Source organism: Bacillus sp. FSL R7-0672 (assembly GCF_038601465.1).
GTDB lineage: Bacteria > Bacillota > Bacilli > Bacillales > Bacillaceae > Bacillus > Bacillus pumilus.
On record NZ_CP152010.1, the window covers coordinates 1,735,374 to 1,748,901 of the forward strand.

Below are 13,528 nucleotides of genomic sequence, written 5' to 3' on the forward strand. Positions count from 1 at the left end.
GTTTTATTCGTGTCTCATTCTGCTATGTCAGTCTATGGAACTGACCCCATAAGATGAGACAAATAAAAAACACCTTCAAGTTTGAAAATGGATCGTTGTGATCCGAAATAAAACATGGAGGTGTTTTTTCTATGGGGACAAGAGTGAGTTATCCGGTTGAAGTCAAACAGAAGGCTGTAGAAATGAGATTGGCAGGCGTACCTATGAAAGAGATCATGCAGAAATTGAATATCAAGAATAAGACGCAGGTTCAGACATGGGTGAGGTGGCATAAGGCTGGGGATACACACCGGTTCGAACAGCCTGTTGGAAAACAATATACCTATGGAAAGGGTCCCGAGTACTCTTCCGAATTAGAGAGACTGCAGGCAGAAAATCGCTATTTGAGTCAACAGAATGAAGTTTTAAAAAAGTACAACGAATTGGAAAGGAAGTTGATAAGGAAACGTCAATCAAACTGGTAGAAGAATTGTGCAAAACGATGACGGTACAGGACATCTGTGTCCATTTAGGCATCTTACGTACTTCGTATTATAGATGGAAAAAGGATCTGACTCAGAATCATTCTAAAAGACAACTAGAGAAACAGGTCGGCACGTTGTGCCGAAAGCACAAATATCGATATGGTTATCGAAAAATCACAGCCATACTAAAAAGGAGAATGCGTATTAACCATAAAACTGTTCAACGTATCATGCAGAAAAACCAGTGGCAATGCCGGGTTAAAATGAAAAAGCGTAAGAAGAATGGGCAGCCCTATGCCGTGGCCAGTAATATACTGGATCGGAACTTTCAGTCTGATCGCCCTCTTGAAAAACTAGTAACGGACATCACGTATTTGCCTTATGGACAGAAACAATTGTACCTTTCCAGTATATTGGATTTATATAATGGAGAAGTGATTGCTTTTACGATTGGTGATAAGCAGGACACAGACTTTATCTTAAACACACTTAATCAGCTCCCAGCACTGCCTGAGAATTGCGTGTTACATAGCGATCAAGGTTCTGTGTATACATCTTACGAGTATCAGAAAGCTGTTCATATAAAAGGCATTACCATGAGCATGTCCCGTAAAGGGACGCCCGCTGATAATGCCTCCATCGAATCGTTTCATTCCTCACTAAAGTCTGAAACGTTCTATCTTAACAGGATTGACCGCACTACGACCAGCATCGTAGAACGCACTGTCAAAGAATACATTTATTATTATAACAACATCCGTATTCAAACGAAACTAAACAACCAATCACCGATAAACTATCGGCAATTGGCTGTATAAAGGTGTTTTGATCCCTGTCTCAAAAACGGGGGTCAGTCCCCTATTTCAAGGGGGTTTTGTTTTTGAGGATGTTTTTAATATTTCAAAATGAAGGAGACACAACTAACAAGTATGAATATATGAGCCTTAATTGGTCAGAAAGCTTGGGGGATAACTGATCTAATTATTGACCCAGAACCTTTAATCCAATCAAAAGAAAAAGCACTTGAAGATTTAGGGATTGAATTTAAAGACAAGTCACAAGAATTTAAGGATTTCGAGACCACAATAAAATTTCATTAAAAATAAGTGAGACATTTTATAATGGTTATAAATAATAAAGATAGCGGTAGGGAAATTCATCTGAAAGTTAATGAAATACTCGAGTTGCATTTAGCTGAAATAGAGAATTCTAACCATCAATCTTCAGGAATGTTGCAATACTATAATGTCTTTTTTATAGGTATGTATGAGTTCAGTATAAAAGAGTATGTACAGACTATTCAATATTTATAAGATTTCTGAGAGGCAGCTGGCGTTTGTTGTAGATGAAATTGAAATCTTTATAAATAATCGTTTGAGAGTTTAAACTGTCTGTAAGTGAGCTCTAAAATTACCTGGCTTGATTTTGCTAGAAAAAAACATAAATTCTTGTCCTTTTGTTGGTGTAGCGATTGAATAATTTAAATAATATTTTTGATAGTTGTATCTTGAATAAAGCTTTTTAATTTCCTCAGCAATATCGTATGTTAAGATCCAATAGCGATTCCTCATCTGCTTTTGTATTACTTTTGCTAATTTAACATGATCTTCATGACCATAAAAATTGGTATACAAATCTGGTCCTTTATCGTAATAAGGCGGATCAAAAAAAGTTAGAGATCTACGAGTATTCTTAACGACTTTTTCAATAAATTCTATCGCATCATAGTTGTAGACTTTTATTCTAGAAGCCTTTGCTGCAATTAACTCTATTCGATTTATAATATCATTTTTATTGAATCGACAATCCATTTTGTCATTACCGTCCTGATTCTTACCACCAATGACACCAGCTTTGATTATTCCAGAACGATTTGTTCGATTTAAAAAGAGTGTAGAAAAAGCTAATGATAAGTCATCTGCAGTCTCTTTATTTTTTTGAATGTTCTTCTGTTTGTACCATTCATCCATTGTTAAAGGGGTTAATTTGATTTTTTCTATAAGGCTATCTGGATGGTTAATTATTGTTTTCCATAAACAATAAATACTTTTATCAACATCATTAATATATATTCTTTCGACATCTTCATTTATCAACAGTCTTATTGCTACTGCGGCTCCTCCTGCGAAAGGCTCGATATAACTAGTTAATTTGTTTTCAAGAATGAGGTGTCTTACATAGTTATAAGTTTTATCTTTGCCTCCAGGGTATCTTAGTGGAGTTAATGTGGCTCTTGGCAAAAAATCACCTACTTTAAAATTAGTTTATTTCTACAGAAGGATATCCATTTATCTCGCAAATTTTATTAATTTTTTTTATGAATAGAGTTGTGAATTCTTCACGACCTTCGACTTGTTTCACAAAAGTATTAAATACTTTATTAACAATATCCTGATTATTTGAAAACCACTTTTTATATCTTTTTGTGTCAATATCTCTAAATTTATTAATATCAGATATAATGCTAGGGTTAATATTTTCTTCAATTAAGGTGGAAATAATATGATCTTTAGGCTTTTTAATCTTACTAAAGAAAAGTGTATCATTTTTTTCTGTATCTAATAAGTACTTGACAAATAATTTTTCAATAGGAAGTTTGAGTGTTTTGTTTGGAAGTTGAATTATATTGTCATCTTTCTTAACTTTTGAAAGTGCTGTGTTAGGTACATCCGCATCAAAAACAATAATGGTACTTGCCATAAATGCACTAGTATTTCGACATAACTTAATTAACAAGTTATAAGGTAAACCTTCATTTTCATCTGGTACAATAAAATTTACTCTTCTTAATACTTGTTGTGATGTTACTAATCGCTTTATGAAATTGATTGCTAGTTTATCTTCACACAATACATCCACTTTGGGAATTTTCACTTTAGATTCAAAGTCAAAAGTAAGTTCTTTATAAATACTTTCATAAGGGTGGTTGCGTTTAACTTGAACATCCTCAGAATATAATGATGACAAATAGTAAGTTGTAATCTCCTGTCCACTTTGTGCTAACTGTATGGCATGTCTAATTAGAGGTAGGGAGTGGGAGTTAACTAATATTTGAACTTTGTATTTACCAGACCATTTATACAAAAAATTAAACAAATTTATTTGTGCAACGGGATGAAGGCTGGCCTCAATTTCATCAATGCAAAAAATTCCATTATAAAGATCTTTATTTTTGTTTTTTTCTGCAGCTCTCATAAATGAAATCAGACTAATAGCGATTCTACCTAAATTATCTTCACCAGATGATATTGATTCAAAATTATAATGTGAATTTTTGGGTCCAAAGGTTTTTTTTGAGGATGCATTAGCAGTTCCTTTTCCTTGCACACTCTCGATAGAATTATAAGAGTCTTTAATTAAAACTGTATTATAAAATTTAGAAATGAAATTTTTTTCTTGATCAGTTAAGTTTAAAATCACCGGAATTGCATCAGATGAGTGAATTGAATAGAGACGATTTAAATTAAGATAATTAGTATTAAAAATTAAATTTCCGTCACCTTTAGTGTTCCCGCCAGTTACTATACGAATATTTGGATCTGATTTACTCCTTGGTTTTGTATAAACGGGAATCTTAACAGATAAGCCTTCAGTATCTTCTATAAAAACATCGTATTCGTAGCGTTCTTTATCATATTCAGAAGAAAGGCGAAATATCTCCCTGAAATTGGTCTTCAGCGGACTTCCAAATATATCATTTACATCTGAATTAAACGGTTGAACACATAAACCAATTAACGTTGATTTCATAGTTCCATTATGGCCTGATACTAAGGTAATTCTATTTGCAAGGTCAATTGTAGAATCTTTTCCCATATTCCTGAACTTTTTGATATTAATTCCTGAGATCTTTTTCACTTTAATATCTTTATTACTAAGGCCTAATTCTTTTCTTGATATAGCACCTGAAAAATTAATTGTTTCAAGAGCTTCTACTTTATTTATTGATTTCATTCATAGTCCCTCCATTTTTATAATATAAGTAGCAATTATTGATTCAAAAATATGTTTATACTAACATTAACGTTTAGTTTCCAACAGTTTCATTATTTCAAGAATAATAAATCAACACAATCTAGCTGTTAACAAAATATAATTTGATTATGTTTATCCTATTTTTATGTACACAGGTATATATCGGAAGAATGTATAAAATTTTTAGGTAAATGGGGATTTTGTCAATTGAATTATTAGAACAAGTGCTGTAGTGAGTTGTTACGTAATCAATAAATCAATAGCTGTGGTAGAATTAGGTACACTTTTCTTTACAAATGGTTTCATTCAACCTCAACATGATGATGTCCAAACCGTCGCATCAAGAGGGAGCTCTGGAGGATAATTGGTTAATAAACGATAAAGTGGATTAAAGTGTCAGGCTCCTTATGGTATTCTAGTAAAAGAATATTCCATAAAAGGAGTCTTTTTTATATGAAAATATTAGATGCTCCATCTTTACTATCAGCTGTCGAACAGAGGTCAAAGGCCTATCATAAGCTTCATGAAGAGATGAAACTTGTGAAAAAAGCATTAAAAGGTGTATCGGGATTAGGTGATGAGTTTACTGGAAAAGGTGCAGATAATATCAAAGCTTTTTATAATGATCTTGCACTATACGCAGACACTTATCTTGATTTTATCGATATGCAAAAGGCCTTTTTAGATGGGGTGAAAGGAAAGCTGGATGATGAATCATTAGGCGGGAGTACATTTATTGATGAGCACTTCTTAGACGCTCAATTGAAGCAAGGCATTCAGAACAATAAAGATATGGTTAAGGAACAAAAAGAAGCCCTTACGGCTATTTTTGACGATGTCAGTGATCTAATTGAATTGCAGACGTTTTCCAGCAAAGAGGTAGATGAGCATTTAGATGATGCGAACGAAGAAAGAAAAGATGCGATTGAGGCATTACATAAAATAGACCATGATCTAAAAACAGAATACGCAAAGTCAGAAGCGATTGAAAAACATCTTGAAACTTTTTATTCAAAAATGATGGCTGCTACAGGACAAGGTAAGAACGCTCAGCCCATGTATTATGATGCAAAGGCATTTCATGAGACAGATGTGTACAAGAATCATGATAAAATCGATGCACAGGTGAAAGCATATTTAAAAGTGAAAAAAGAAGAAAAAGAGAAACGAAGAATCAAAGAATTGAAAGAAAAGCTCAATGATCCTTCGTGTATATCAGAAGCGAAATACTTTGAGATTGTAGATGAAATTGGATATGAAAATCTTTCTTACGATCAAAAAATGTATTACAGCCAGCTGCTCCAAATCAAAGCACAGGAAGAAGCATCAAGTGTCTTTATTGATGGTGTAAAAGGCGCAGCAGTTGGTATATACGATGTAGCAAAAGACACAGTGATCGGAATATATGATCTTGTCGCTGACCCTGGTGGGGCTGTAGAATCAGTTGTGACAGCTATTTCTCATCCGATTGAAACATCGAAAGCGATTGGAAAATCGATTTCAGACTCATTCCAAAAAGAAGTCATAGATGGTGATGCGTATTCTCGATCACATTGGTTCGCCTATGCGACTGGTTCTCTAGCCCAAATCGTCTTTGGTTCTAAAGGGGCAGGAGCCATTACAAAAACAGGAACAACAGCGGCGAAAACAACAGTGAAGAAAGGGCTTGAACAAGGAGCAAAATCAATCGACAGAGTCTCCATTCCTAGCCTATTGCCATATTCACCAAAGTTTCAAATGGCTGGTGGACCGAAGCTACCGTATAACGTTTTTGACGGCGAAAATCTCAAAAATAAACTCCTCTCCATGGCAAAGCGACTCGACAACAATTCAGGCTACGGAATCTCTCAGACAGGCAGACGATTACCAGCACCTAAATCATCACCGGCTGTTGTCAGTTACGGAGATCACTATGTAAGATGGAAACGTAAAAAAGTATTAAAACCAAATGTCGTTTATTCAACAAAGCAAGGGTACACCTACACAACCGACCACTACGGAAGGATTGTCAAAGTCGAAGCAAGTGATTTAAAATACGGAGAGGTCAAAAGAAACCAATACGCCCAATCCAATTCAGGAAAGCCTGACAGATTACTAGATGACGATGGTGGTCATTTAATTGCATCTATTTTCAAAGGATCTGGCGATATAGACAATCTTGTGCCGATGAATGGGAATTTAAACAAAGGGGAGTGGAAAAAGCTTGAAAATACTTGGGCTGATGCTCTTCAAAATGGTGATGAAGTTAAAGTGAAGATTACCCCTAACTATAAAGCGGATTCTCTACGCCCAGAAACTTTTGATATTAAATATAAAATCGGTGATGATGAATGGGAAATCAAAAGGTTCGACAATGTGTATGGAGGTAAAAAACAATGAATGAAGAAAAAATAGAACATTTATATAAAGAGATAGTTGATGTTGTAGTGGGAACAATACCAATTGAATGGGGAAAGGTGTATTTATATGGGGAGGTAGTTGAAGGTTCTCAAACTGTTTACTTTTATTTTTCATCTAAAGAAAATGAGAGCAAACTGATATATAGTCATGAGATCACTGAACTTTTTGAAGTGAGTGAACTTGAATACAAAGAAAGATGGCATCAATTAGTTGACTGTATCCAAGAACTTAAGACAGAGTTTGAACAAAATGGTCAAAAACCTTGGACAAACTTCACAATGATATTTGATGAAACGGGGCATTTTAATATAGAATTTAATTATGATGACCTTTTGAATACAAACCCTCATGAAAGAAAAACTATTTGGAAATATAATCATCTAGGTATTATACCTAAAAGCAACTCTGGAAAAAAACATTTAGAAAAATACCTTTCTACATTGGAGTAACTTTTAGAGATGTTATAAAATTCGTTTTGATAGATTAAAGAAATAAAGACTAGAGAACATATTGAGAGCATCATTCCAAGCAGAAATGGTGCTCTTATTCAATAATGCCCCCTATTAATCAATAACAAAACAGACACACTTAGCAATAAAATAAAAATCAATACATATGGAATCAACTGTGTATTGATTAGCATGTCAAAGAAACCGATTCACGAAAGCAAAAATATCGAAAAACACAATATTCTTTTCTAATTAAATCTTTCTTTTCACTTTATTTAAACCGATAAACCGTCACTTCACAATCACCCAGTACTTCTTCCATCATCTCTTCAACAATCGCCCAATCGCCGCCCGCCAGTCCGCAGCCGATCCCGTAGGGAATGGCGATGGAAGTATGGTTTTTCTTTTCATGTGAATGGGTTACTGTGTCTTTTAGGCTTTGTAAGCAGCTACGTAAGGCATCGTAATCCGTTTGCATTCTTTTTCTTCCATATCCAGTTTGAGCAAATAAGTTGGCAATTGTTTTTCCGTCATTAGTTGTGATGAGTTGAACGGAGCTTAACAAGTCATCTCCATGTTCTGTACATAATTGTTTATACTCTTTGTGCACATTGGGATATTTGCTTTTGATTTGTTTGGCTAATCCAGCACCCATGACCCCTTTACAGTTCACCTGGTGACAGATGATGTCTTCACTTGCCTCTAAAATGTTGCCATCCACTGTTTTGATCATATCGTGTAACCCCTTTTTAATAAAATAGAAACTTATGTTCTATTTTATCAGTTTTAATCAAATGATTTAATAGCAAAATGCTTTTTATGAGTTTCATTTATTGAAGACAGTTTACAACAACTTGATTGTCAAAGCTTGCTCATGTCATCTAAAATATGGAGAGACTAGAAAATACGAAATGATGCAAAGAGGAGTTATTTATGAATCAATTAGAAACGAATCGTTTAATTCTTAGACTGTTTTGCAATGAAGATGCGACAGGGATGCTTGAGTACTTGTCTAATCCAAGAGTAAATTGTTTTCTCGCTGATCGAATTTCTTCATTAGAAGAAGCTTTGGCTATAGTGCAAAAGAGAAAAAAAGATCATTCATATGTAGCGGTTTGTTTGAAAGAAAGTGGGCAGATTATCGGTGAGTTGTTTCATTTAAAAGAGGAGCCTGATACGTATTCAATCGGCTGGAATTTCAATGAAGCATATGAAGGAAAGGGGTATGCACGAGAGAGTGCTGAAGCATTTTTGTCCTATTTATTTGTAGAAAAGGGAGCAAGGCGGCTTTATGCCTATGTAGAAGATGATAATGTCCGTTCGCAGGCATTATGTGAGCGATTAGGCATGCGGAGAGAAGGCCTTTTTCTTGAGTTTATTTCATTTACTACATATGAGGATGGCACCCCTAAATATGAAAACACGTACCAATATGCTTTACTAAAAAAGGAATGGGAGCAGCGTCATTCTCTATAGAGCAGTAAGTAAATGATGTCAGTGACAGCAAAGTGACAAACATGTCATATGGTTCCATGGTTTGTTCGTTCAATCGATGGAAGAGTCATCTTATTTCAATTATCCTTGTCATAAATCGAGGAAAAGGAATGAAATGAGATGCAGGGATATAATGAAGATTTATTTAGGTGGGTGAATCAGCTCAGTATCGATCATGGTTATTTGAATCCGATATTCATTGGACTAGCTGAATATACTGTGCTGTTAGCAGCGCTCACGTGTCTGTTCATATGGTTTCAAAATCGAAGTAGAACCAATAGGGGGATGGTTGTATCTGCCGGACTTACTTTCATATTGGCAGAGTTAATGGGGAAAATCGCAGGAATTTTTTATTACAACCAGCAGCCCTTTGCCGAAATGAGTCATGTCAATCTTTTGATTCAAAAGGAAGTGAATAACTCTTTTCCGAGTGATCATACCATCTTTATTTTTTCTGTATGTCTGATCTTTTGGCTTTTTCACAAACGCCATGTTTATTGGCTGATCATAGCGTGCGCTGTTGGTTTTTCAAGGATTTGGGTAGGTGTCCATTATCCATTTGATGTCTTAGCAGGTGCTGTCATAGCGAGTTTAACAGCGGTCGCTGTTGTCTATTTGCCGATATGCCAAAGGAGCGTGAATGCCATTTTGTCATGTTATGAGTGGCTTGAGCAGAAAATTGTAAGGAAGAGAACAAAATAACATGTTGCAGCAAAATGCCCCGATCTGTTAATGGCTCAGATCGGGGTACTTTTTATTTTCGCCAAAACGTTGAACAATCCGCCTTGTCTTCGATATTAAATTCGATGATTTTCTTTAGGAGAGGATAATCAACTGGCAAGCTTTCCTTCATGCGAAACATCTTTTTTCCATGATCGTAACCCGCTTGTACAATGTCAGCTGAAAAGTGATCAATTCCTTTACCTTCTGGTGCGACAGAAATGTGATGTTTTGCCACGCTAAACCCAATAATAAATGTGCCATGGTCTGTGAACATGGGCTGATTCCAAGCAATTTTTGGCTCTAATTGAGGGAATGTGTCTAATATCCATTGTAAAATGTCTTGCGTGCGCTGCTTCAGCTCTGGATTACCGATATTGCCAACATATTCTTCAAACACATGCATGATGTTTTATCCTCCAATTTCATCGACCTCATAAGCCTCAGACGGGATTCGAACCCGCACTCCTTTCGTAAGCATAGGCTAGGGGCAACACGCTTCCCTACGGAATTTCACCAACAGGAATTTCGCCTGTCTCAGCTAGTGTGCTTTTCGGTGCTTCTGAAACCCTTGCCTTGCGACCCGCCAGCTACAATTTGTTTTACGGCGCTCTTCCCTTCTAGAGCTACTGAGGCGCGGAAGTTAATTGACCATATGATATATAGTAAAATGCTAATAGGGGTATTGTAAAGAAAAATCAAAAGGAAGAGATGATCTTCAAACTAACCATTAAAAGATAAAAAATGAAATCAGTATGAGTGAAAGATTGTATACATGTTTAAAAAAGCCTTACCTAAACCTATCTTACGCTCTCAATGAGGTTTTATATAAAGCTCCCGTTTATAGTAAAAAACGACCCCGAAATTGGAAGTCGTTTTGTGAAAGTTTTATTTTGAAACAAAGCATTTTCCGTTAGATAATACTTCGCATTTCACAAGGAAATAACTGTTGCTACTTGTCCAAACTTGAGTGTAACTGACCCCATTTTGTTTAATTAATACGTAGTCCCACTGATCAGGATAAGCATCTCTGACCCACTCTAACGGAGCAGCACTTGCAGTATTCATAGAAAATAACATGGTTGCTGAAAAGGCGATAGATAATACAGCTTTTTTTAATGTTGATTTTTTCAAACAAAACAACTCCTTAATAGTAATTTACCTATTATTTGTAAATAGGTTGATTCAATAGTATCAAAGAGAAAGAGTGTTTTGTGTCGAAATTTGTAAAAATACCTTAAATTTACCTATTTTTATAAGGTGATCATTTTCACAATTTATGAATAACCTTTAACTCCTTTATAGGCGTATTAATTTGGCTTTTTATTTAGGAATAGCTGGCATCGTTTTTGGCGGAGCATGACAGAAAACCGGCGTAATATCCCAAGATTCAATAGGAAAATGACAACTTCTAAGTAACTTTTCGTTCAGTACATTTTGCGGTTAGTTCCCTGGTGACTTTTCCAGTCCCTAATCTTTAGGCGAATTGCACAAAATAGTCAAAGACACATATGATAAAAGACCATATGGATTTGTATACAGCATTGAATTGGGCTGATGGAAAGTGACAAACCTGTTGATGAGTAAACTGAAAGAGATCAATAATCAAACAAAAAATGAAGGCTTTACTCACAAACGTTCAATAAGTTCTCCTTTTTTGCTCATCATGGAAGATGGGGAACCTTTCTACTCATGGGTGTTCTTTGAAAGAAGTGTGTTTAAGACTTGCTATTTTTCTTTGATTTCCATCAATGAAGAACAGAATTGTGTGGTGTTAGAGCTTCTTGTTCCGTGCTGCATGCGATCGACGTGCTGTCAGAAAGTTTTATATCGATCCAGTTCAAAGATCCTTGTTGATCTTTCTTTTTTATGCGGAATGATTGAAACAGAATTGCCAGTCTATGATGCGTTCATTTTAAAGAACATAGAGCCTCACCACCTCCTTCTTGATTTTTCAACATCGCCCAGTGCGGTTGAAATCTGGCGGAATGGAACAAAATTACCAAATGCAGCAACAGTGGTTTTGCATCATCGTGATGATCAAGATGTGCCAGTTTCTATCACGATTCAAACGAAAAAAGCATGTCATGATATATGTGTTCAAAAAGGAGAAAGTCGATCGATTACTGTAAAAGATATGATGTTGATTTTAAATCATCAAACCGCTGAAAAGGTGCAAGCACGCTTAGATATTCAATTGAACATGGTACAAAGGAAAAAAATAAGGCTTTGAGTCTGGGGTAATCGCACAATCTTCGTAGATCACTAGATCATAGTCTATCAAGAATAGGTTAAAGGAGGGTTAAAATGGCTATTTTAGGCGGGTGTAGTAATGAGCAAACAGGTTTTGTGAATGATGCGGTATGCTTCACAGTCGATTTAGCAGCAGCAGCGGATCCAGTTATCGTCTGGACGGATGGAACACCATTTGTCATAAACGGGACCATTATGGTGGAAAACAACGGAATCGTGGCTGTAGCTCCAACTGTGACATTAGAGGTCAACGGTGCGGCTGTTCCAGATTTCACTGTACCCCCAGGAGAGAGTCGATCCATTACGCTAAGTGATCTTAACTCCATTGGGATTGTAGCTACTGGTGGGACCTCGACTGGAAGTATTGTCGTTTCTTTTTCTCTCAATTATCAGTATTAGTGTGTATGTCTTGAAGATTCCACAGTTTGAAAGAAGTGAGAGGCATGTGTGCCCAGCTTAATATGTGTGGAGGAATAATGGGTCCGACCGGCCCGACCGGATCAACGGGCTCAACTGGAGTAACCGGCGCAACCGGGTCAACGGGTCCAACGGGCGTAACCGGCCTGACCGGATCAACGGGCCCAACGGGTGTAACAGGCCCGACCGGAGTAACAGGTTCATCAGGCCCAACTGGAGTAACCGGCGCAACCGGACTAACGGGTCCAACAGGGTCAACGGGTCCAACGGGCGTAACCGGCCTGACCGGATCAACGGGCCCAACGGGTGTAACAGGCCCGACCGGAGTAACAGGTTCATCAGGCCCAACTGGAGTAACCGGCGCAACCGGGTCAACGGGTCCAACGGGCGTAACCGGCCCGACCGGATCAACGGGCTCAACTGGAGTAACCGGCGCAACCGGGTCAACGGGCCCAACAGGTGTAACCGGCCTGACCGGATCAACAGGTCCAACGGGCTCAACTGGAGTAACCGGCGCAACCGGGTCAACGGGTCCAACGGGCGTAACCGGCCTGACCGGATCAACAGGTCCAACGGGCCCAACAGGTGTAACCGGCCTGACCGGATCAACAGGTCCAACGGGCTCAACTGGAGTAACCGGCGCAACCGGGTCAACGGGTCCAACGGGCGTAACCGGCCTGACCGGATCAACGGGCCCAACGGGTGTAACAGGCCCGACCGGAGTAACAGGTTCATCAGGCTCAACTGGAGTAACCGGCGCAACCGGAATAACAGGTCCAACGGGAGTAACCGGCCTGACCGGATCAACCGGCCCAACCGGCCCAATTGTAACCGCTAACTCAATGTACGCGTCTAATACGTCGGGAAGTACAGTGCTTGTTGTCTTAGGCGGGGCAGCGGTTTCTTTGCCTAATAATCAGAGTTTAGATGGCTTTACGGCAAGTGGTGGAAATACGATTTTTACAGTGCCTGTCTCAGGTCGCTATTTCATCACATATCAAGTGAACACAAGTGCAGCGCTGCTTGCTGGAACAAGGCTGATTAACAGCGGATCTGCCATTCCTGGTTCTATATTAACACCCGCTTTATCAGTATCTACCTACAACGTATCTCTCATTACAACACTTGCAGCAGGTAACCAAATTTCTCTCCAAATTTTCGGTTTAGTCGCAACAGTGGTGTTACTTGGGGGAGGGTCTGTTGGAGCGGCACTTACCATCATACGATTAGAATAATGAAAAAAGCCCCCAAAAAGGGCTTTTTTCATTTTTTCAAAGGAAACGGTTATTGAAGATTCAAGTGATTCATATTAAAATGATCTCAAATGGACTAATTAGCAATTGCTAATAGAAGTTC

Annotated in this window: 14 protein-coding genes; 8 read left to right on the forward strand and 6 right to left on the reverse strand. The window is 37.5% G+C overall.

Translation table 11 applies throughout. The annotated features are described in order from the left end of the window. The first annotated feature begins 131 nt into the window (after nucleotides 1-131). A protein-coding gene (locus tag MKY18_RS08575; protein ID WP_185108217.1) for an IS3 family transposase occupies nucleotides 132-1,282 on the forward strand; the annotation gives its coding sequence in 2 pieces (ribosomal slippage) (nucleotides 132-405 and nucleotides 405-1,282; 1,152 coding nt in all). Nucleotides 1,283-1,846: 564 nt separating this feature from the next. Here the strand turns inward: MKY18_RS08575 and MKY18_RS08580 are convergent. Both MKY18_RS08580 and MKY18_RS08585 read right to left on the reverse strand, forming a co-directional pair. Then, the gene (locus tag MKY18_RS08580; protein ID WP_106067613.1) at nucleotides 1,847-2,704 is read right to left on the reverse strand and encodes a DNA adenine methylase; all 858 of its coding nucleotides are present in this window, start codon (nucleotides 2,702-2,704) and stop codon (nucleotides 1,847-1,849) included. A gap of 19 nt (nucleotides 2,705-2,723) precedes the next feature. After that, entirely contained in the window at nucleotides 2,724-4,418 is a 1,695-nt protein-coding gene (locus tag MKY18_RS08585) for an AAA family ATPase (protein ID WP_106067612.1), read from the reverse strand. 474 nt (nucleotides 4,419-4,892) lie between these two features. On the opposite strand from MKY18_RS08585, the gene MKY18_RS08590 reads away from it, so the two are divergent. Both MKY18_RS08590 and MKY18_RS08595 read left to right on the forward strand, forming a co-directional pair. Beyond that, nucleotides 4,893-6,818: a T7SS effector LXG polymorphic toxin gene (locus tag MKY18_RS08590; protein ID WP_185108855.1), complete on the forward strand. Its 1,926-nt coding sequence runs from the start codon at nucleotides 4,893-4,895 to the stop codon at nucleotides 6,816-6,818. Next, nucleotides 6,815-7,288, forward strand: coding sequence for an antitoxin YezG family protein (locus MKY18_RS08595; protein WP_106067610.1), 474 nt, complete (start codon nucleotides 6,815-6,817; stop codon nucleotides 7,286-7,288). Before MKY18_RS08590 ends, MKY18_RS08595 begins: the two co-directional genes overlap by 4 nt. A gap of 271 nt (nucleotides 7,289-7,559) precedes the next feature. On the opposite strand, the gene MKY18_RS08600 is transcribed toward MKY18_RS08595, so the two are convergent. Further along, nucleotides 7,560-8,021, reverse strand: a complete 462-nt coding sequence (locus tag MKY18_RS08600) for a macro domain-containing protein (protein ID WP_185108853.1) — start codon at nucleotides 8,019-8,021, stop codon at nucleotides 7,560-7,562. A gap of 200 nt (nucleotides 8,022-8,221) precedes the next feature. On the opposite strand from MKY18_RS08600, the gene MKY18_RS08605 reads away from it, so the two are divergent. Next, entirely contained in the window at nucleotides 8,222-8,764 is a 543-nt protein-coding gene (locus MKY18_RS08605; protein WP_268454554.1) for a GNAT family N-acetyltransferase, read from the forward strand. A gap of 138 nt (nucleotides 8,765-8,902) precedes the next feature. Continuing rightward, nucleotides 8,903-9,484 (forward strand): undecaprenyl-diphosphatase, encoded by a 582-nt coding sequence (locus tag MKY18_RS08610; protein ID WP_044141646.1) that lies wholly within the window; start codon nucleotides 8,903-8,905, stop codon nucleotides 9,482-9,484. Nucleotides 9,485-9,536: 52 nt separating this feature from the next. Here the strand turns inward: MKY18_RS08610 and MKY18_RS08615 are convergent, their stop codons facing one another. After that, nucleotides 9,537-9,908: an iron chaperone gene (locus MKY18_RS08615; protein WP_003212353.1), complete on the reverse strand. Its 372-nt coding sequence runs from the start codon at nucleotides 9,906-9,908 to the stop codon at nucleotides 9,537-9,539. Nucleotides 9,909-10,390: 482 nt separating this feature from the next. Next, nucleotides 10,391-10,636, reverse strand: a complete 246-nt coding sequence (locus MKY18_RS08620; RefSeq protein ID WP_034660753.1) for a hypothetical protein — start codon at nucleotides 10,634-10,636, stop codon at nucleotides 10,391-10,393. A 445-nt stretch (nucleotides 10,637-11,081) separates the two neighbouring features. Between MKY18_RS08620 and MKY18_RS08625 the strand changes: the two genes are divergently transcribed. Together MKY18_RS08625 and MKY18_RS08630 are read left to right on the forward strand one after the other, a co-directional pair. Continuing rightward, on the forward strand, nucleotides 11,082-11,735 hold the full coding sequence (locus tag MKY18_RS08625) for a CotZ-related putative spore coat protein (RefSeq protein WP_065097342.1): 654 nt from the start codon (nucleotides 11,082-11,084) through the stop codon (nucleotides 11,733-11,735). A gap of 74 nt (nucleotides 11,736-11,809) precedes the next feature. Continuing rightward, nucleotides 11,810-12,154: an S-Ena type endospore appendage gene (locus MKY18_RS08630; RefSeq protein ID WP_044141644.1), complete on the forward strand. Its 345-nt coding sequence runs from the start codon at nucleotides 11,810-11,812 to the stop codon at nucleotides 12,152-12,154. Here the strand turns inward: MKY18_RS08630 and MKY18_RS08635 are convergent. After that, complete coding sequence (locus tag MKY18_RS08635) at nucleotides 12,138-13,016, reverse strand: DUF4573 domain-containing protein (protein WP_342497826.1); 879 nt, start codon at nucleotides 13,014-13,016, stop codon at nucleotides 12,138-12,140. The two genes, MKY18_RS08630 and MKY18_RS08635, sit on opposite strands and share 17 nt — an antisense overlap. On the opposite strand from MKY18_RS08635, the gene MKY18_RS08640 reads away from it, so the two are divergent. Then, complete coding sequence (locus MKY18_RS08640; RefSeq protein ID WP_254110837.1) at nucleotides 13,015-13,407, forward strand: hypothetical protein; 393 nt, start codon at nucleotides 13,015-13,017, stop codon at nucleotides 13,405-13,407. The genes MKY18_RS08635 and MKY18_RS08640 overlap by 2 nt on opposite strands. Nucleotides 13,408-13,528 lie beyond the last annotated feature (121 nt).

Coding starts and splice junctions, on each gene's coding strand:
- MKY18_RS08640 (WP_254110837.1), top strand. CDS start 13,015: ATGTACGCGTCTAATACGTCGGGAAGTACAGTGCTTGTTGTCTTAGGC.
- MKY18_RS08595 (WP_106067610.1), top strand. CDS start 6,815: ATGAATGAAGAAAAAATAGAACATTTATATAAAGAGATAGTTGATGTT.
- MKY18_RS08615 (WP_003212353.1), bottom strand. CDS start 9,908: ATGCATGTGTTTGAAGAATATGTTGGCAATATCGGTAATCCAGAGCTG.
- MKY18_RS08600 (WP_185108853.1), bottom strand. CDS start 8,021: ATGATCAAAACAGTGGATGGCAACATTTTAGAGGCAAGTGAAGACATC.
- MKY18_RS08610 (WP_044141646.1), top strand. CDS start 8,903: ATGCAGGGATATAATGAAGATTTATTTAGGTGGGTGAATCAGCTCAGT.
- MKY18_RS08585 (WP_106067612.1), bottom strand. CDS start 4,418: ATGAAATCAATAAATAAAGTAGAAGCTCTTGAAACAATTAATTTTTCA.
- MKY18_RS08590 (WP_185108855.1), top strand. CDS start 4,893: ATGAAAATATTAGATGCTCCATCTTTACTATCAGCTGTCGAACAGAGG.
- MKY18_RS08625 (WP_065097342.1), top strand. CDS start 11,082: ATGAGTAAACTGAAAGAGATCAATAATCAAACAAAAAATGAAGGCTTT.
- MKY18_RS08630 (WP_044141644.1), top strand. CDS start 11,810: ATGGCTATTTTAGGCGGGTGTAGTAATGAGCAAACAGGTTTTGTGAAT.
- MKY18_RS08605 (WP_268454554.1), top strand. CDS start 8,222: ATGAATCAATTAGAAACGAATCGTTTAATTCTTAGACTGTTTTGCAAT.